This window comes from Listeria aquatica FSL S10-1188, assembly GCF_000525795.1.
Lineage (GTDB): Bacteria > Bacillota > Bacilli > Lactobacillales > Listeriaceae > Listeria > Listeria aquatica.
Map to the genome: position 1 here is coordinate 40,296 of NZ_AOCG01000008.1, position 19,949 is coordinate 60,244.

General features: G+C 41.2%; 15 protein-coding genes and 2 pseudogenes. 5 read left to right on the forward strand and 12 right to left on the reverse strand.

What is annotated here, in order from left to right; genetic code table 11:
- Positions 1 to 79 precede the first annotated feature (79 nt).
- From MAQA_RS06470 to MAQA_RS06505, 8 genes and pseudogenes are all read right to left on the reverse strand, one after another.
- Positions 80 to 1,402: an APC family permease gene (locus tag MAQA_RS06470; protein ID WP_036072402.1), complete on the reverse strand. Its 1,323-nt coding sequence runs from the start codon at positions 1,400 to 1,402 to the stop codon at positions 80 to 82.
- An 89-nt stretch (positions 1,403 to 1,491) separates the two neighbouring features.
- Positions 1,492 to 2,446, reverse strand: a pseudogene (locus MAQA_RS06475) (L-threonine 3-dehydrogenase).
- 57 nt (positions 2,447 to 2,503) lie between these two features.
- Positions 2,504 to 3,697 carry a glycine C-acetyltransferase gene (locus tag MAQA_RS06480; protein WP_036072403.1) on the reverse strand — a complete coding sequence of 398 codons (1,194 nt, stop codon included), beginning with the start codon at positions 3,695 to 3,697 and terminating at the stop codon, positions 2,504 to 2,506.
- Between the two features lie 35 nt (positions 3,698 to 3,732).
- Complete coding sequence (locus tag MAQA_RS06485; protein WP_036072404.1) at positions 3,733 to 4,332, reverse strand: hypothetical protein; 600 nt, start codon at positions 4,330 to 4,332, stop codon at positions 3,733 to 3,735.
- The gene (locus MAQA_RS06490; protein WP_036072405.1) at positions 4,289 to 5,824 is read right to left on the reverse strand and encodes a BglG family transcription antiterminator; all 1,536 of its coding nucleotides are present in this window, start codon (positions 5,822 to 5,824) and stop codon (positions 4,289 to 4,291) included. Before MAQA_RS06490 ends, MAQA_RS06485 begins: the two co-directional genes overlap by 44 nt.
- Before the next feature lie 345 nt (positions 5,825 to 6,169).
- Positions 6,170 to 6,685 carry a ClbS/DfsB family four-helix bundle protein gene (locus MAQA_RS06495; protein ID WP_036072406.1) on the reverse strand — a complete coding sequence of 172 codons (516 nt, stop codon included), beginning with the start codon at positions 6,683 to 6,685 and terminating at the stop codon, positions 6,170 to 6,172.
- Positions 6,686 to 6,735: 50 nt separating this feature from the next.
- Positions 6,736 to 7,134, reverse strand: a complete 399-nt coding sequence (locus MAQA_RS06500) for a VOC family protein (RefSeq protein ID WP_036072407.1) — start codon at positions 7,132 to 7,134, stop codon at positions 6,736 to 6,738.
- Between the two features lie 64 nt (positions 7,135 to 7,198).
- Entirely contained in the window at positions 7,199 to 7,378 is a 180-nt protein-coding gene (locus MAQA_RS06505; RefSeq protein ID WP_036072408.1) for a hypothetical protein, read from the reverse strand.
- Positions 7,379 to 7,654: 276 nt separating this feature from the next.
- Between MAQA_RS06505 and licT the strand changes: the two are divergent.
- The 3 genes and pseudogenes from licT to MAQA_RS06520 all read left to right on the forward strand — a co-directional run bounded on the left by licT (position 7,655) and on the right by MAQA_RS06520 (position 10,032).
- A pseudogene (gene licT, locus MAQA_RS06510) lies at positions 7,655 to 8,495 on the forward strand (BglG family transcription antiterminator LicT).
- 519 nt (positions 8,496 to 9,014) lie between these two features.
- The gene (locus MAQA_RS06515) at positions 9,015 to 9,776 is read left to right on the forward strand and encodes a linear amide C-N hydrolase (protein ID WP_036072410.1); all 762 of its coding nucleotides are present in this window, start codon (positions 9,015 to 9,017) and stop codon (positions 9,774 to 9,776) included.
- Positions 9,745 to 10,032, forward strand: coding sequence for a hypothetical protein (locus tag MAQA_RS06520; protein WP_149023327.1), 288 nt, complete (start codon positions 9,745 to 9,747; stop codon positions 10,030 to 10,032). Before MAQA_RS06515 ends, MAQA_RS06520 begins: the two co-directional genes overlap by 32 nt.
- A 576-nt stretch (positions 10,033 to 10,608) precedes the next feature.
- Here MAQA_RS06520 and MAQA_RS06525 read toward each other — a convergent pair.
- From MAQA_RS06525 to MAQA_RS06540, 4 genes are all read right to left on the reverse strand, one after another.
- A complete protein-coding gene (locus MAQA_RS06525; protein WP_036072567.1) occupies positions 10,609 to 11,781 on the reverse strand; it encodes an amidohydrolase in 1,173 nt (390 codons plus the stop codon).
- 28 nt (positions 11,782 to 11,809) lie between these two features.
- On the reverse strand, positions 11,810 to 13,219 hold the full coding sequence (locus tag MAQA_RS06530; RefSeq protein ID WP_036072414.1) for an MFS transporter: 1,410 nt from the start codon (positions 13,217 to 13,219) through the stop codon (positions 11,810 to 11,812).
- Positions 13,219 to 14,406, reverse strand: coding sequence for a M20 family metallopeptidase (locus tag MAQA_RS06535; protein WP_036072568.1), 1,188 nt, complete (start codon positions 14,404 to 14,406; stop codon positions 13,219 to 13,221). The genes MAQA_RS06530 and MAQA_RS06535 overlap by 1 nt, the downstream gene beginning before the upstream one ends.
- A gap of 254 nt (positions 14,407 to 14,660) precedes the next feature.
- On the reverse strand, positions 14,661 to 15,815 hold the full coding sequence (locus MAQA_RS06540) for an ROK family protein (RefSeq protein WP_036072416.1): 1,155 nt from the start codon (positions 15,813 to 15,815) through the stop codon (positions 14,661 to 14,663).
- 365 nt (positions 15,816 to 16,180) lie between these two features.
- Between MAQA_RS06540 and MAQA_RS06545 the strand changes: the two genes are divergently transcribed.
- On the forward strand, positions 16,181 to 17,650 hold the full coding sequence (locus tag MAQA_RS06545) for a glycoside-pentoside-hexuronide (GPH):cation symporter (protein WP_206537529.1): 1,470 nt from the start codon (positions 16,181 to 16,183) through the stop codon (positions 17,648 to 17,650).
- A 24-nt stretch (positions 17,651 to 17,674) separates the two neighbouring features.
- Positions 17,675 to 19,921 (forward strand): alpha-xylosidase, encoded by a 2,247-nt coding sequence (gene yicI / locus MAQA_RS06550; protein ID WP_052008508.1) that lies wholly within the window; start codon positions 17,675 to 17,677, stop codon positions 19,919 to 19,921.
- Positions 19,922 to 19,949: the final 28 nt, after the last annotated feature.

Sequence of the window (19,949 nt, forward strand, 5' to 3'; positions counted from 1 at the left end):
TTTGTGACTTTAGATGCAGTTGTTTTCAAAAAAAAAACAGAAGTTGTCTGATCAACTCCTGTTTTCAAATTATTGTCTTTTATTCATTAATATGTCCCTTATTCTTCTTATAGAAATAAATAGGAAGCCCGATAGCAGTGAGGAGGAGCCCAATGCCAGCATTTAAGGGCTGCGTGAACAGCGTGTTTACGACGATGAAAATCCCACCAAGAATCGCAATAATCGGAATAACTGGATAGAAAGGTACTTTGTATGGCCGAACGAGACCGGGTTCGCGTTTTCTCAAAATAAAGACCGCAAAGAAAATCATCGTATAGAAAATCCAAATAACAAAAATCAGCATGTCGGTTAACTGATTAAATTGACCAGAGAAAATCATGATGATCGAGATGAGTAAAATGACAATCCCGCTGTTATAAGGAACGGCTGTTTTTCCAAGTTTGCGGAACCAGCCGCTAAATGGTAGCTGATTTTGTAAAGCCATCGCATATGGAATTCGAATTCCTGTCATGGTATAACCATTGATGGTTCCAAAAACAGAAATCAAAATCCCAATTGTAATTAGCTTTCCGCCGATGGATCCGAAAATCAAGTTTGCCGCATCTGCTGCTGGTGTTGCTGTCGCTGCAAGAGCTGCTGCTGGCATCACCATTAAATAAGCGATATTGATTAGTAAGTAAACGACCATGACGCTCGTAAGCCCAATAACGATCGCTTTTGGCAAGTCTTTTTTCGGGTTTTTCATTTCGCCCGCAATATTCCCAACGTGAATCCAACCGTCATAAGCGAACATCGTAGCTACAAGCCCCGAACCAAGACTCGTGAGAAACGGATGATCCTCAACGCTCATCGGAAATAACCGAAACGCAACATCGCCCTGATGGAATAACCCAAAAATAATAATAAGTGCTAAAGGAACGAGCTTACAAATCGTTGTGACCGCTTGGAAAGAACCTGCAATTTTGGCTCCGAGAAAATTCATGAGCATAATGAATACGGCTGCTGCTATCGCAACGGGAATGATAATGCTGTCGCTTGTACCAAATAAATTAGCTACCTGTGTTGCAAAAATAATGGATAGGGCAGCAATATTTGCCGGAAAATAAATGACCGTCTGCGCCCAACCTAGCATGTAGGAGGCAAGCTTCCCATAGGTTTTGCGGAGATAGACAACCATTCCGCCAGTTTCAGGAATTGCTGCCGATAATTCTGCTGCTGTCAAACCGCCACAAATGGTGATCACACCACCGAGAATCCAAGCAAGAAGTCCAAGCCCAGCCGTTCCAGTTGCAGAAAATACGGCTTCTGGTTTGAAAAATACCCCTGACCCAATTACGGTTCCGACAACAACAGTAAGCGCCGTGAAAAAGCCAATCTCTTTTTTTAGTTTTTGTTGTTCCATAAATTCCCCTAACTGACTGAGAAAGCAAATCGGTTTTACTTTCCCAGCTCATTTTTTATGCTGTAAGCAAAACGTATTAATTTGCCATACTAGTATTTTGCATTTTTTTTGGACAATTTTTCAAGCATATCCTGTGTCATGCGGTCAAGATCGTATTTAGGAGCAAATCCCCATTCGTTTTTTGCACAAGTGACGTCAAGTGAATCGGGCCAAGAATCCGCGATTTTTTGGCGAACAGGATCCACATCATAGCCAAGTGTAAAGTCAGGCATCACTTTTTGAATCGATGCAGCAACTTGCTCAGGATCCACACTCATCGCTGTGATGTTAAAGGCATTACGATGAACTAGGCGACTTGGGTCAGCTTCAAGCAATTGAACAATCGCATCAATTGCATCTGGCATGTACATCATATCCATGAAAGTCCCTTTTCCGATAAAGGAATCATAATGTCCTTTTTTGAGTGCTTCATAATAAATATCTACGGCATAATCGGTTGTTCCACCACCAGGAAGAGTTTTGTAAGAAATAAGACCCGGGAAGCGCACACCACGTGTATCAACGCCGAATTTTGTATAGTAATAATCACAAAGAAGTTCACCCGCTACTTTTGTTACTCCATACATGGTTGTTGGTCGTTGCAACGTATCTTGTGGTGTGTTTTCACTTGGTGTTCCTGGACCAAATGAGCCAATTGAGCTCGGTGTGAAAAATTTCAAATTGAGTTCGCGAGCCACTTCAAGTGCATTCATAAGACCGCCCATATTAAGATCCCAAGCAAGTTGAGGTTTTGCTTCCGCAACCGCTGAAAGAAGAGCTGCCAAATGGATTAAAGTGTCTACTTCATATTTTTTAGCTAAATCTTGCATTTTTTTGCTTATCGGTGACATCCAAAATTTCAAAGATTCCTTCATTGCAAACAGGGCTATCGATCTTACGAAGATCTGTCGCAACCACATTGTCTGTTCCATAATCTTCACGCAAGCGAGTAGTCAATTCTGAACCAATTTGTCCAAGGCATCCAGTAATCAAAATCTTCTTCATTCAAATTCCCTCCAAGTTTTAACTTCCTTTTTTTGACTAGCTTTATTTGTGCTTTAATCAGCTGATTACGCCAAGTTCTTTTCCAACTTTTTCATAAATCGCGAGAACTTGATCAAGCATTTCTTTCGTATGCGCTGCTGTTGGCATGTTACGTACACGACCTGTTCCTTTTGGCACTGTAGGGAAGACGATCGATTTTGCATAAACACCTTCTTCAAGCAAGCGGCGCGAGAATTTTTGCGTTAAGTTTTCATCACCAATGATACATGGTGTGATCGGTGTTTCTGAGTGACCAATATCAAATCCTAGCTCTTTTAAGCCAGTTTTCAAATAAGTTCCATTTTCCCATAATTTATTAATCGTTCCTGGTTCTTTTTCCATCAAATCAAACGCAGTGATACAAGCTGCTGCTGAGCCAGGCGTAAGCGATGTGGAGAATAAAAACGGGCGAGCGCGAACTTTTAACCAGTCGATGAGTTCTCTAGAGCCTGCAACGTATCCGCCGACAACTCCAATTGCTTTTGAAAGAGTCCCAATTTGGAAGTCGATTTTGTCCGATAATCCGAAATGCTTCACGGTTCCAGCACCACCGCCCATAACGCCAGAGCCGTGTGCGTCATCAATATAAGTAATGAGTCCAAATTCTTGGGCGATTTCAACGATTTCCGGAATTTTCGCCACATCGCCATCCATTGAGAAGACGCCGTCACTGATATACATGACTTTTTCATATTCACCACTTTCTGTCGCTTGTTTGGCAAGTTCGCGCAAGTGATCCATATCTTGATGGCGTGCTCGGATGACTTTAGCACCTGAGAGTCGACAGCCGTCAATGATCGAAGCATGATTTAATTCATCCGAGATAATCGCATCCTTTTTCGTCATCACTGCCGAAATTGCTCCCATGTTACAATTGAATCCAGATTGGAATGCGATGGCAGCTTCGGTATGTTTGAATTCCGCGATGCGTTTTTCAAGCTCATCATGAATTGTCATCGTTCCGTTAATCGTACGTACAGCACCAGCACCAACGCCAAATTCTTCTGTCGCTTCTACACAACTTTTCTTAAGACGAGCATCATTTGAAAAACCTAGGTAGTTGTTAGAAGATAAATTGATAAGCTGTTTACCATTAATTTCGATTTCTGCGCCATTTGGACCTTGCAAAGAATCAATTTCGTTATACAATCCTTGTTCGCGAAGCGCTTTCAAATTTGGTTCTAAAAAATCATGTAATGTTGAACTTGTCATTTTTAAAATTCCTCCTGTTTATTTAAAAATATTCTTTATGAAAAGAAGTTTTGTGTCTTTTTTTGTTCCAGAAATTCGCGCAGACTAACAGCAAAGAACGCTTCCAAACTTTTCTTGCCGCCAGATTCAGCTAGAGGTACGAGGCTATCGTCTTCTGTGAGCATATTCAGCAAATACGTAATGATTTCAAGCTCCGCCGCATTAAGCTCATAAGGTAGAACAAAAATCATCACAAGTGAAACCCCAGATTTGACTTCTCCGTCCATCTGAAAATCAATGGAATGAGCCAGCTTGAAAGCGAAAAGAGCCGCCCGGTCAACATTTTCATTCACAACAAAAATCCCCGTATTCATACCTGCAGAAATCATTTTCCGATTCGACTCAAGCGAATTTAGTTTTCCAAAAAGTCTTGTTCCGTCAATGCTTTCATTTAGCTCAGCGATACGCCCGCTTAATTTTCGAAGGTTGTCTTCTGCGTTTCGTGTCATAGCACTTTCCTGCTCAATGACAATGGATTCAAGAAACGAAAGGACGAGCTGAGAGTAATTATGTATACGTTTAAGTTCCGCGATGGTACCCGTTAGACTTGTATCAAATAAGTGATTTTGAACCGCTTGCGTGTTTTTTTTCAGCACTTACTTTTTGCTCCAGTTTCGCTTCGATTTTTGCGATTTCCTCATCAGAAATGAAGATGCTAATCCATTCATAGTCCATGGAAAAATCGCTTAATTCCGTTGTAGAAAGAATGATGTCATATTTTTCGAAATCCGTTTCTTTCGTAAGCTCAAGTGGCGTGACAAATTTCATTTTTTGGAGTTTCGGCAGCCGTTTTTTAAACTTAGCCCGAATCCAAGTGGTGACACCGTTACTTCTTGAAGTTACAACGAGCGCGCTATAAGGACGTAAATTTTCAGCCTGTAAAATCGCGGCTTCAAAGTGTAAAACGATAAAACCACTTTCTTCTTCTGGTAAAGCAGGAAACGGGTAGAGTTCAGACGCAATTTTGTGCACAGAATCAAACAACTCGCCAAATTCGGAGCGGATCAAACTGAGGAGCGGGTTGTTTGGCGGCAGATTCTTTTTCAGCCGCACAAGCGAGTATTGAATATGCTCAGAAAGCCCTAGCAAAAGAGGCATTTCAGCAAGCGGGAGCCCCAGTTCACGCGTTACACGTGAAATCAATTTTTTAGCAATCCGAATAGCTTGAACCTTTTCGTTACGATAGAAAACCGCTTCTCCCGTGTGAATTTCCGATTCGAGAATTTGCATGGTCAATTCCGTTTTTTCCGTTTCAGGAATGGAAAATTCTGGAAGAGTATCTTGCAAAATTCGCTCGGCAATATCATATTCCGGATAGTCTTGAATAAAAATGGGTTGATCCTCTTTTTCAGCGGCAAACTGACCAAGTTCCATTTGCTTAACAGCAATCAGTAGATAAAGCAGTAAATGCAGATAAGAATCTTCTTGAATTTCGTATGGTAGCTTTTTCATCCAACGTGTCAAGACATAATCCGTTTGCTTAAGCGAGTCAAAATTGATGAAAGCGCTTAAAAAATTAAATTCTTCTGGTGATGCGGCAGATAGATCAGGATGACTGAAATAGTGCTGCAATTTAATTTTAGGAATCAACTGGAAAATCAATTCACGAATGAGTTCTCGTTTTATTGTAATCGAGGCCTCAAGTACCACGCCAATCCCGCGACGCCGTTTAATTCGCAATTTGCCATGCCAATCTTCTTCAATATGCGAAAGATCACTACTTACAGTGGACACCGTAACGCCAAGTTCGTAAGCAAGAGAAACAAGTTTAACGGGTTCTGTTTTCTTAAGCAAAATTTGAAGCAACTGCTGTTTGCGCTCAAAAGGTGTAAACTCATGTTTACCGTTTTGGAGCAATGTCCGAAGAATGGTCTCACGGTTTTCCTCGGCACCAGTTACAGATAAACGACTTCCTTTTTTGTCGAGCACAAGTTCAAATTGAGCCAAAGTTTGGCGAACCTCTTCCAAATCACGGCGAACAGTTCGCTCGCTGACATTTAGCCAGTGGGCAAGCTCCGAAACACTCAAATCCTGTTTTTTAGAAAGTATTTTCTCAAGAATAATGCGTGCTCTTGCGGACAAATACATCAGGTTTCTTCCTTTCCAAAAACGCCGGTCATTCTGCCATTTACAAGAACTGCTGGTGTAGACTTGGCTGCTTTATTCTACATCTATATCTTATGACCGCGCTGATTAATAAGCAATATAAACAAATTGTCAATTTGTCCAAAAAAGTTCAATTGAAATGGACAAAATCATGTGAACGATAGAAAAAATCGGAAGGAATCATGGAGAGAGTCTTAGAGGGAGAATCCATTTGCCATTTATATTTTGGCATGTTTGTGAAAAATGAATACTGACTGTTCTCTAAGTATACCGAAGAAAGCTCCAATCGTGAATTGATACCCATCCAAAAAAGAACTTGCGCGACCGTCAAGACAGTCGCGCAAGTTCCCGTTTATACTTTTTAATTTTCTTAATCGCCCAGTCATAGTGGCTGGAAGTGCTAGAAATGAAATACGATCCAAGGGACGTGGTGTTTGTCCAAGGATAGTAACGCTTCGTAAACAATTCCTCATCCGTATGAGCACGAATCAATTCCATCATTCGAAGATGACTTTCCTTAAGCAACCGTTCGGCACATTCCAAATCCGTATCTTGATAGGCTTTCCAAATTTCAAAATTAAGAGCAGGAAGCGTTTTAAAAGTGTAGCCTTCTTTTGGGATGGCTGGCTTTTCCCCGCTCATGCCTATCTTATACCAGGTTTCCATCATATTGTGCCATTCGTGTAAATGGATGAAGACATCACGAATGTTGCGGTCGCGGTCTTCAAATGGAAAGGTTCCCTGTTTCGCATCTGCGCTAAGTGTTTCGATCTCTTTAAAAAGGCGATCAAACTGTTTCTTGCTCGCATCCAGTAATTCGGTTTTAGTTGCAGGTCGAACCATTCTTATCAGCTCCTTATAAAGTTAGTATAAAGGCTGACACGGTGTAAGAGTCAAATTTTTGGCATATACACGATTTCAAATAAGTGTCCATTAGGATCGTAAAAACTCTTGCTTATCATCTCGCCTTCGTTCATTTCCATACCTCGTTCCGCTCCAGCTGCAATTGCTTTTTCATAGAGCTCATCAACTTCTTGTTTGGAACTCGCGCCTAAAGCAGTGATAACAGATGTTTCAGTATCAAATGAGCCAATTGGCTTTTTCGTAAATTGTTTCATAAATTCGGTTGTAAGTAGCATGATGAATAAATGATCACCGAGCACCATACAAGTAGCATTTTCATCAGTGTATTCGGGATTGAATTCAAAACCAAGTTCTGTAAAAAAAGCAATAGATTCGTCGAGATTATTTACGGGCAGATTAACAAAGATACTATCAAAACGTCTTGCCATACTATTCTCCTCCAATTTTAAAGCCCCGGGTCAATCTTTTACGAAAGGCTCCGAGGCAGTTGATTTAGTCTAATATTCTTCTGTGGAAATGCGGTTTTGCTTCTTGTTGCTGTTTTTGTTTCATTTGATTTTGCTCGGCATGCGGGTCATCTCGCTCATTTTGCTTAGCAATATCTTTAATGTCCGGCTGCTGCTTCTTTTCCTTTGAGAGATCCTTCAAGTTGGGTTTTAAGTCATCTTTCATCGTTAAAATCCTCCTTAAAATAACGAACTAGTCTTGATATACCCGAAGGAAAAAGAACGAAACCAAAAAAAGAAAAAAACACTTCTGAAAAAGGGAATAAAAGCGATGAGAACGAGCTTGCAAACGGTTTCTCCGTATACTATAATAAAGAAAGATAATGAAAAAGGATTGTTACTGTTCGGCAGGCAAAACCTGGGTTAATTTAAGAACTGTTTTTGGTGTGCAGTGATTAAATTGATTAAGGTTTTTTTTCTTTTGAAAGGAGGAGGAAACTGTATGAAAATCAAGAAGGTGCTGAATAATAATGTGGTGTGGGCAGAAAATGAACATGCAAAAGAGATTGTTGTGATGGGCCGAGGGATAGCCTTTCAAAAGAAAGTCGGGGATGAGGTTGATGAAGCAAAAATTGAAAAAACATTTATAATGCGATCAAATGAAATGTCAGAGCAGTTAATGGAATTATTAAATGAAATTTCTCCGAAAACCTTCCGTGTTGCAGATGATATTATTCAATATGCAAAAGAAACTTTGGATGCTGAACTGAGTGATAATATTTATATTACACTAACCGATCACATTAACTTTGCAGTTTCTCGGCATAGACAAGGACTGGATATGAAAAATGCATTATTATTTGAAATAAAACGATTTTATCATAAGGAATATTGTATTGGCTTAAAGGCACTTGGAATGATTCAAGAGGAATTAGGTGTGCTTCTTGGAGAGGATGAGGCCGGTTTTATGGCGCTTCATATTGTGAATGCTAGACAAGACGGTCAACAAATGCGGACAACGTTTGAGATGACAAGGATCGTACAGGATATTCTAAATATCGTGACGTATCACTACGGTATGGTTCTTGACGAAACGTCTTTAAACTACACACGTTTTGTTACTCATTTACAATATTTTGCACAGCGGATGTTGACCGATGAAATCAAAGAGTCTGGAGACGATTTTTTGTATGAACAAGTTCGAGTGAAGTATCCAGAAGCGTTTCGCTGTATGCTTAAAATCGATCAATATTTAAAAAAGTACACACCAAGCTGAATTAACACGCGATGAGCAAGTGTATTTAACTATCCATATTTACCGGGTAACGGAGGAAGCTAGATAAGGTGTATGACGAAATAGATAGGTAAACGAATGAAGCTGAGCGATGATGGAACGAAATCGTCATCGCTAAGAATTTTTAAAAAGTGTTTTTTTACTAGATTAGTTTTCTGAATAAAAGTCCGAATAATCTAACTTTAATGATTTGTAAAATGCTAAACTTTGAGATGAGCTAGGTTTCGTAAGGGGGCTCATTAAGTTAAATGCTAAGAGGGGTGGCACTTTATTTTTTTAGAATTTAAATGGGAAAGGGACGATTTAAGTTTCATGCTCACACACGTCAAATTAAAATCATCAAGTGGACATGATAAATTTAGTAAAAATCTAATGGAGGTGTGGCGCCGGATAGGAACCCATTTTTTAACTATTTATACAATGTATATGCAATTATAATACAATATCAATACAATATTAAATGATTATGTGATACAATGAACAAATCGATCTTAATTAGATTGATAACAAAATAGAGAGGAAGATGGAGATGTGCACAAGTATTACTTTACAATCTAAAGAGGGGAATATGTACTGGTCTAGAACCCTAGATGAGACATTTGAGGAAACGGTTGAAGTTAAAATGTTTCCAAAAAATTACCCTATACAAGGAAAGGAGGAAACCTTTACAAGTAAATTTAGCTTTATGGGTGTGGGTGTATCGTTTTCGAATGCCTTAGCTGATGGCATAAATGAAGAAGGTCTTGTTGGCGGATTATTAGTATTAAAAGAATCAAGCTGGGCTGCAAGAGATGAAATTCTAGCAGAGGGTAAAAAGCCAATGTATGGCGAAGAAATAGTGACTTGGATTTTAAGCCAGTGCGGTACAGTAGATGAAATTGAAGAAGCTATTAAGGAGATTGTATTAGTGGATGAAGATTATGTGGAAGGAGCTCATTTCCCTTTACATTATTGTTTCACAGATCGCAATCAAGAACACGTTGTTCTTCAACCGACTGAAAAAGGTCGTTTTAAAGTTTATCGAAATGCGATTGGAATACTAACTAATAGCCCAGAATATCATTTTCATATCAGTAATTTAAGAAATTATATGCATTTGTCTGGATACGACCGCAATGAACCAAATGAAATTCGTGGAGAAATCGTCAAACAAATTGGTTCAGGTTCAGGTCTATTAGGACTACCAGGGGACTATACTTCTCCAAGTCGTTTTGTCAAAGCTGCTTATTTAAGTGAATTTGTAGATAAGCCATCAGATAGTGAAGCGATAATGACCCTATACCGTGTGGCAAGATCTGTTGCCATTGCACCTGGTTGGGAAAAAAATTGATGAAACGGGAGAAAGTGATCGAAACATTTACTGGTCTGGATACGATCAAAATGAACGGGCGATCTACATTCAACCGGCTCGAACAAATACGTTTTCCAAAGTAACGTTAGATCCTTCTAAAACTACTCCTACAAGTTATGAAGTATCTTACAGCCCTTCTATTTTTGAAAGTGCAGAGCGTGTACCAAATGCTCACACGATTGAAATAGAACGTGAAAAATTTGGAAAAGATATTTCAAACAAAGTTTTTAACTAATTCCTAGTAAGAAATAAATAAACCGCCTCTAAAAGAACTGGATTTTTGGTCTTTTCTTTTGGAGGCGGTTTGCAGTTATATCAATAAATTTTGGTTAAACAAAGAAAAAGGACTAATCATTAGCTGGTAAAGTTATGGTTCGACATCAAATGAATAAGCAATCAAGGAGCAAGTGAGAGGCCGATATGAGATGAGAACGAACTGATTTATTATAAGCAAATCCATGCATTTAATAAGTCTCATTTTAGGGTATCTTTTTAAAAGAGGAAGGGATACTTGTTGTGTAAATAGATATTGGAGATGTAGAAATGAGATCATTACAAGAACTTGATTACCAGACTCTTATTTATCTTTACGAAAAAAATATTGAATTAGATAAGGGCTTCTTAAATGCCTGTTACCCTAGTTTATATCGTTTACATCAATATGGATTTTTAACGGATTTATAGAAATCAGAAGCTAAATGATGTCCCGAAAAGAAATGAAAAAAGAACCATGTCATAGATACATGGTTCTTACAAGAATTTCACTTATAAAGTCGTAAAATGATTAAAATTTAGAACGTTTTGGTGTAACTTAAGCAAATAAATCAGCAAGTGCCACATCCGCAACAGATTTTGCTGCAACGAGGAGGGCATCTTCATCGATATCGAACTTCGGATGGTGATTGAAGTAAGGATTTTCGACGCCTTTAGGAGCGGCACCAACGTAGAAGAATGAGCCCGGGATTTTTTCAAGATAGTAAGCAAAGTCTTCAGATCCGGAAAGTTGTGGGAACTCGCTAACCGACGTTAGATAATCACCGATTCCTTTTTGCTCAAGTGTTTCAGCAATTTGCATGGTGATTTTTTCGTCGTTGTAAAGTGGTGGATAGTCACGAGTAAGTTCAAGCTCGCAAGTCACACCAAATTCTGCTTCGATGCCTTTTACGATTTCACGAATGCGTTCGTCGAGTTTGTCTGCCACTTCGTTTGTCATGTAGCGCATATCGCCTTCAAGCGTCACGTGATCTTTAATGACGTTAAATTGCCCCGCACCGTCGAACGAACCAATCGTCACAACTCCCATATCAAAGGGATTTAATGAGCGAGAAACGATAGTTTGGACGGCGTTCACAAAATGGGCACCAGCAACAATGGCGTCATTTGCCATATGTGGTGACGAGCCGTGACCACCTTTCCCTTGGATACGCAACTTGAAGTAGCTTCGGCCGGCCATTGCGTAGCCGGGATGGTAAGCCACTTCGCCTGCTTTCTTGAATGGGAAGAAGTGAATGCCATAAATGTGTTCCACGTCATCTAGCAAGCCGGATTCTACCATACTTTTTGCCCCACCAGGAGGAAGTTCTTCAGCATGTTGATGAATAATTTTAATCGTACCTTTTAGTTCATCTTTCAGTTCAATCAGGCAATCCGCAAGTACAAGCAAGTAAGCCGTATGCCCATCATGACCGCAAGCGTGCATCACGCCTTTTTCGGATGAAGCAAAGGGAAGGCCCGTTTCTTCTTCGATCGGAAGGGCATCAAAATCGGCGCGAAGACCAATTGTTTTGCCGGGTTTAGCACCTTCGATGGTGACAATAATGCCGTGGCCATTTCCGACTTCTTGATCAATTTCAACTGGCTTTCCTTGATAGAAATCAAGGACGAACTGAGCGGTTTTTTCTTCTTGAAAAGACAGTTCGGGATGATTGTGGAGATGGCGTCTGATTTTGATCATTTCATCTTGGCGCTCATCTAGCATTTTCATTAAATTTTTCACGCATTCGAGACAACTCCTATTCGTTAGTTTGCACAGTTTGGACAGCTTTTTTGGTTTGTGGTGTCATGAAGATAACGGCAAGCAGGGAAAGGACGCAGAAAGCTACGTTCGTAAGTAAGCCAACCATTGCTGCGACTTCGATATTTCCACTTGCTGCAATGACACCGTATACAGTGGCAGAAATCGCAACGCCGAAAGATCCACCAAGTGAACTTGCCATTTTGTAGATTCCTGATGCTACACCGACTTTATCTTCTGGCGAGTTGGATACGGCTGTATCGGTTGAAGGCGTTGCATAGATGCCAAGTCCTAGACCGAAGAAAGCATATCCAATGAAGACAAAGATCAAGTAAATCAAATTAGGCAAGAAGGTCATGGCCATGAGTGCAATCCCGATCGCCGTGATGAGGGAGCCAAAAATCATCGGTTTTCTTGCTCCGATTTTTTGTAATAGTTTTTCACCGACGCGAATCATTGCAAGCACGCAGACTACATAGCCGAGCGTGAGCAAACCTGATTGGAAGGCGGTAAAGCCGCGCCCTACTTGGACGTAAGTGTTTGCAACAACGAGTGTTCCAGCTGCTGCATTTAGCAAGAAGTTGGAAAGTGTTGCCCCGCTATAAGCCATGTTTTTGAAGAGGCTGAATTCGATAAAGCCATTTGTTTGGCGTAGTTCAATGCGGAAGAAGAAAAAGGCACTGATTAGGAAGACAAGAATCATGATGATTGTTGTTGGACTTGTCCAACCAAATGTAGAGCCACGTGTAATGACAAGGTTCAAACAAACCATTGCGATGACAAAGGTAACAAGGCCCCAAGTATCGAAACGGCCTTTATTTCCTGTTTGCGCTACTTTGCTTTCTGGTGTGCCTTTAATAAGAAGCATGCCGAGAAGTGCGATGATGATCGAAATGATGAAAATCCAGCGCCAGCCCATGTAAGTGGCGATGGCACCACCGACGAAGGAACAGAATCCAGAACCACCCCAAGAACCAATCGACCAGTAGCTTAAAGCACGTTGGCGGTCTTTCCCGTCAAAGTAAGTTTTCATAAGCGAAAGGGTTGCCGGCATGATGCAGGCAGCAGAAAGTCCTTGGATAACACGACCAATGATGAGAAGTGTGGCTCCATGAGCAAGGACAATGAGTAGCGAGCCTAAAATACTTAAAACAAGTCCGATATAAGTGAGTTTCATTCGACCAAATTTATCAGCTAGTCCGCCAGCAACAACGATAAAGATTCCAGAGAAGAGGGCGGTAAGACTAATTGCGATATTGAGCAAATCGGATGAAATCCCGATGTCACTTTGAATGGCGGGGACAATATTTACCATCGACTGTGCGAACAGCCAGAAGGTTAGAACCCCAAATACGATTCCGATAATCAGTCGGTTCGTTCCTTTATAAGTGGTTTGTTCTTGTTGCATTAGTTTGCACTTCCTTTCAAGTATTCAGAAACCACTGCGCCCATTGATTTAGCAGCAATTAGCAAGCAGTCTTCGTTAATGTCAAATTTTGGATGGTGATGGGGATAAAAGACCCCGTTTGCTGGTTTTGCGCCCACGTAGAAGAAACAGCTTGGTACTTTTTCAGCATAGTAAGCAAAATCTTCGGATGGAGGTTGTGGTTCGCAACGTGTCACTTCAGTTACTTCTTTAATATCTGCATCTTTCAATGTTTGGGAAACAAAATCGGTCAATTTTTCGTCGTTCATAAGGACGGGATAGTCATTTTGATAGTCAAGGTCGTAAGTGATGCCAAACATGGCTTTGATACCATCAAGAATACGTGTAATCTCCGTTTGAATAAGTTTACGTGTTTCTTCTGTCATGGCACGAACATCGCCTTCAAGAGTTACGTGATCTTTTATGACATTAAATTGACCTTTTCCATCAAAAGAGCCAATTGTAATTGTCCCAACACTGAATGGGTCCAAACGCCGACTGATGACTGTTTGAACAGCAGTTACAAAATAGCTTGCTGCAACGATGGCATCATTTGCCATGTGAGGGGACGAGCCGTGTCCGCCTTTTCCGTGGATGGTCACATTGAAATAGGAACGACCGGTTTGGATGGCTCCTTCACGGTAGAAAACTCCGCCTGTATCCATAGGACTCATCACGTGAATGCCGATAACATTGTCGACGCCGTCTAAAGCGCCATCTTTGATCATTTGAAGTGCCCCGCCTGGAGGAACTTCTTCGGCAGGTTGGTGTAATACTTTGATTTTGCCTGTGAATTGATCTTTTAATTCAATTAAAGTTTCTGCGAGGATAAGCATGTAAGCTGTGTGACCATCATGGCCGCAAGCATGCATCACGCCTTCGTTTTGCGAAGCGAAAGGAAGGCCTGTTTCTTCTTTAATGGGAAGCGCGTCAAAGTCGGCGCGAATAGCGAGAGTTTTCCCGGGTTTCCCGCTATCAATTGTGACTACTACGCCGTTTCCGCCAGTAAAGGTTTGAACGTCGCAATCTTTGTCGCGGTAGAAGTCAACGATGTATTGTTTGGTGTTTGTTTCATGGAAGGATAATTCTGGGTGTTCGTGTAAATGACGTCGAATGCTCACGATGCGATCCTTTTTGTCGTCTAAACGTTTGAAAAGTTCTTCTTTCATGTCGTTCATGTTTTTTTCCTCCTATAATAATGAATAATCTATAATGACATTCTTATTATAGCCAGTTTGAACGGCCGGATAGGGGCGTTTTTTTGTGTTGTTTGGGGACTTTTTTTTGTTTTAAGTTTGTGATTGGATTTACGAAGGTTGAAATTTAGGGGTGGATTTTTGACATTAAAATGAAAGTAGGCAAAAATGAAAATGCGAACAAAGAAAAAGCCAAAAAGACGAATGCCTTTTTGGCTTTTATAGAGTTATTCGGCAAGCTTCAGCCGCTCGATATTCAAATACTTCTGTGCGGTGAAGGCGAGCGCCCCGTAAAGCGTGGAATTCTCGCCAAGGGAAGTGTTTTTGATGATGACATCGGCAGCGAGACGGTTAGCTACACGTTCTTTAATGAAATCAATCGTAATCGGGATTTTTCTCGTAATCGAGCTGTTGATCACAACGATTTCTGGCGCATACATCATAATGATATTATTGATGCCTACACTTAGAATATCAGAATATTTTTGGAGTAGAGCTAAAGTTTCCGGATCTTTTTCTTCATAATAACGAACAAGCACATCTGAATTGACTTTTTCAAGTCCTTTTAATTCGCGAAGTTCACTGTAGATCACTTCATTCGCTCCGTAACGTTCTAAGCAGCCACTATTTCCGCAGGGACAAGCCTTACCGTGTGGTTGAAAAATAGTATGTCCGATTTCACCTGCTTTCCCGTCTTTTCCGAGATGCAACTTACCGGCTTCAACGATCCCAGCCCCAATTCCGCTATGCATGCTGATTGCGATCAATTTTTCGTATTCTGATGAAAACGTGTATTCACCGAGTGCTGATAAATTGGCTTCGTTCTCGATGTAAATCGGAAAGGCGTATCGCGCGCCGAGCTCAGTAAATAAATCTAGTTGGTCAAGATCGTAGTAAGGCGTGAAAATAATTTCTTCATTTGACACTTGCCCGTGAATCGCAAGCGTCATTCCAACAATGCCATGTGGAGTTTCTGGAAGATCTGCCGTTAAATTGCGCACCGTTTCTTCTATAACAGAAATCGCATTTTCTGAGGAAATCAGTTTGTCTTTTTGGCTAATACTTTTAATAATCGTACCATCGATATACGCTAAAGCCGCTTCGATGTAGTTGTAGCCAATGTCGAGTGCGAGCAGTAAGGACGATCTTTTATTGAAAGATAACATGATCGGCTTTCTTCCACCGACATTCGAGGAGTCACCGATGCGTGTTTCGAAAATTAGATCAATATCCATGAGCTTTTTCGTGATCGACGAAACGGAAGCCTTGTTTAGTTTGGATAGCTCGGATAGTTTCGCTCTCGAAATTTCTTTGTTTTGAATAATAAAATTTAATATTTTCGCTTCGTTTTGTTCACGAATGGTGTATTTACTGGAAATCATAGGGCGGCTCCTTTCGCTTTTGTCTATAATCATAGCATATATTTTTTGAAAGCGGTTGACAATTATTTTAGAATCTTTTATATTAGTTCTTGTAAGTTAGTTTATCGTACAAATAAACCTAAGTCAACTTTGAATGGAAGGAAGTGAAGGTCTAGCCCAGTTCAGATGGAAACAAAAATTAATTGTAAAGTTTCGCTTGAATTGAAAACGCTATCACTATAAAAGACTTTAAGAGTTTTGATTGAAAATAAATTAGGAAGTTTTATGAAAGCGTTGCCTTTATCAAGCAACATGCATTCGTACAATAGTCATTTGCGGGTTCTAGCAAAAAAATCTTATTGATAAAACAGAAATGAGGGAGCAAAGTGGAGCAAAATCTAGATCAAAAAAATGTGGCTGGCGGGGCAATTAGCACACCGGCAAAAACGGTCAGAGCGAATCAAGTGCCTTGGAAAGAGCGAATCGCATATGCAATGAGTGACTTTGGCTGTAATACAGTTTTTCAAATTTTAGGAACGTATTTTCTTGTATTCTGTACGGATACACTTGGCGTTGCGGCAGCAGCGACTGCTGGACTTTTCGCGTTAACAGCCATCATCGATTCAGTTGACGGCATTTTTTGGGGACAACTGATCGACCGGACGCACACTAAATGGGGAAAATCACGGCCGTACTGGCTTTGGTTCACGATTCCATTTGCCATTTTTTGTGTCATGGCTTTTTCAGCTCCAAGCTTTATTATGGGCAGTGAAACAGCGAAAATTGTATGGATTTATATCGCCTATATTGGCGCGAAAGTTCTTTATTCGGCTATTAATATTCCCGTTACTTCGATTTTACCAGCACTCACCTCTAATCCTAAAGAGCGTGTGACACTTTCAACGATTCGTCAATTTTTTGGAAACTTTGGGTCGGCGCTATTCTTGCCGTTAACCCTTCCCGCTGTTATTTTCTTTGGCGGATTGATGGGCGATGGCGCGAGTGGCTCGAAATCAGCTTCTGGTTGGACGATTTGGGCAATTATCCTCGGCGTTATTACGATCATCGCGATGTTTACTGCGTTTTTTGGAACGAAAGAACGCGTTGTAACGCGAGACTCGAAACGTTCAGTTCCCATGCGAGAAAGCGTGAAAGCAATTAAAGGAAACTATCCGTGGTTTATCATTATTTTCATCAACTTTGTTTTCTGGGGAGCTTTTGCGATTCGCTCAAGCGCGCTTCCTTATTACTTCAAATATAATCTAGGTCAAGAAGCACTCGGCTCGCTTACACTTCTTGGAACTACACTTCAACTGGCTACAACCGCGCTTGTTCCGTTTTTTGTCGGCAAAATCGGGAAACGCAACACGATGATGATCGGAATGATTGGAACGATCGTTTCCCAACTTTTACTATTTTTCTCTGAACAAATGGGCGGGAATGTGCCGGTTATTTTAACAGCCGTCGTTTTCTTCTACCTAAGCCAAGGTTTGATCGGAGCACTAATTGCCGTCATGCTCTCGGACGCAGTGGATTTTGGAGAATGGAAAAATGGCATTCGTGCTGAAGGTTTTGTTACCTCTTTCTCTTCTTTTTCCGCGAAACTGGGGATGGGACTTGGTTCGATGCTTCTCTCTGCAGTACTTGCCATGGGTCACTACATCGAATCGACGGGCGCAAATGCAACGAGCCAGCCAGATACAGCTCTAAACGCGATTTCGCTCGGCTTCATCTGGATTCCGCTGATTGGCTACATTCTATCCGCGATTGCCCTTTACTTCAATAACTTGGATAAATTTGAAGACCAAATGGCATCCGAACTTGACGAAAAACACGCTCGTGAACTATCCGAGTAAAATAAATCATAAAGGAGAATGATGATGAAATTTACAGATGGTTATTGGTTAAGTAAAGAGCAATATAAAATTGAAAATCCAGTTGAGGTTTATGAAGCTTCCGCTGTGCCAGATGAAGCTGGAAATGACTCGCTTCTTGCCTACGCTACGTACCGGAAAATCATCGAACGCGGGAACACACTTAATGTCGGAAATACAACGATTCGTGCGTTCTCGCCGATGGAAAACGTGATTGGCATTCGGTTGACGCATTTCGACGTGGATGACAAAAATCCGCGCTACACACTTTATCCTGAGAAAAACGTGGCACCGAAAGTCGAAATTGAGGAAGGTGAAGTAAACGGACAAGGCGCGGGCGTTCGGGCAGGAAACGCGAAACTGAGCTCTGGTCAGCTTGATGTAGAATTGCCGCTTCACGGCGACTTTAGGATGGCTTTTCATTTTACAGACGCATCAGGAGAGCGCCATGAGCTAACCGCTTCGGAGCAAGCCGCACAAGCGTCGATTGATGACATTACAGCCGGGTCGATGTATCCGCTAAGTGTGTCTGGTGCGCAAGCGAATTATCAGGATGCGCGTCAGGCGGGGACAATTTTGAAGCGTTCGAAGCATTTTATGCGCGAAATGTTGAATCTTGATGTGGATACGAAAATTTATGGAACTGGGGAACGCTTTACACCATTTGTGAAAAACGGCCAAACGGTGGAAATTATCAATAAAGATGGTGGTACAGGTTCGGAACAATCGTATAAAAATATCCCGTTTTACTTGGCGTGTAAGCCAGGGCTTAAAAAGCAAGATGGGCTTTACTACGGCGTATTCGTGAATCACAGTCAACCTGTGAGTTTTGAGATTGCATCCGAAAACGTGCAACGCGTGCAATTTGCAACTGAAGGCGAGCATCTGGAATACTTTGTCATCGCAGGGGCATCTGCAAAAGAGGTACTCGGCAAATTCAACAAATTGACGGGTGGCGGCACTCTTCCTCCTGCTTGGACGTTTGGGCTTTGGCTTTCAACTTCGTTTACGACGGATTATTCGGAAGAAACGGTGATGAAGTTTATCGATGGTATGGAAGAACGCGATTTGCCGCTTGATGTGTTTCACTTTGACTGTTTTTGGATGAAGGGGTTTGAGTGGAGTAATTTTGAGTGGGATAAGGAGGCTTTCCCGGATCCGAAAGGGTTGCTTCGTCGTTTGCATGATAAGGGTCTTAAAATCTGCGTGTGGATCAATCCTTATATTGCGCAAAAGTCGCCTCTCTTTAAAGAAGGAGTCGAAAAGGGATATTTTATTACGCATGAAGATGGTACGCCTTGGCAGTGGGATCTTTGGCAAGCGGGCAATGCTTACGTTGATTTCACGAATCCAGATGCGGTTTGTTGGTATCAAACTCATTTGAAACGTTTGCTAGAAATGGGCGTAGATTGCTTTAAAACGGACTTTGGGGAACGTGTGCCAATGTATGATGCTAAATTTTATGATGGCTCGAATCCACAAGGTGCGCATAATTTCTACACACACCTCTATAATGAAGCGGTTTATGAAGTGCTTAAGGCCGAAAAAGGGGACCGTGAAGCAGTTGTTTTTGCGAGAAGCGCGACCGTTGGCGGACAACAATTCCCAGTTCATTGGGGCGGGGATAATGTTTCAAGCTATACGTCAATGGCAGATACTTTACGCGGTGGTTTATCCTTCTTATTAAGCGGTTTTAACTTCTGGAGCCATGATATTGGTGGGTTTGAAGAAAGTACACCAGCTGATCTTTACAAGCGCTGGACGCAATTTGGATTGTTATCCTCGCATTCGCGCTATCACGGAAACATCCAGTACCGTGTGCCTTGGCTATTTGACGAAGAAGCCGTTGAAGTAACGCGCAAATTTACGAAGCTCAAAGTACAAATGATGCCATATTTGTATCCGCAAGCGCGCAAAGCTGTGGAAGAAGGAATCCCACTTATGCGCCCACTTTTCCTTGAATTTGCGAATGATCCAAACACTTATGGGCTTGATCTACAATATATGCTTGGGGATAGTTTACTTGTTGCACCAATCTTCAACAAAGAAGGTAAAGCGAGATTTTACTTACCAAAAGGAAAATGGACACGCCTTGTCAAGGATGAAGGCATGACAGATGTGGTCGAATCAGATGGCGAATGGTTTGAAGAAACGCATAGTTTCCTAAGCTTACCGCTATTCGTCCGTGAAGGCCACGAGGTGAAACTTGATACGAATCTTAAAAAAGCAGGGGATTATAAGGAAAAAGCATGAAGCCTCGCAAAATCCACTGTGTTCTTGC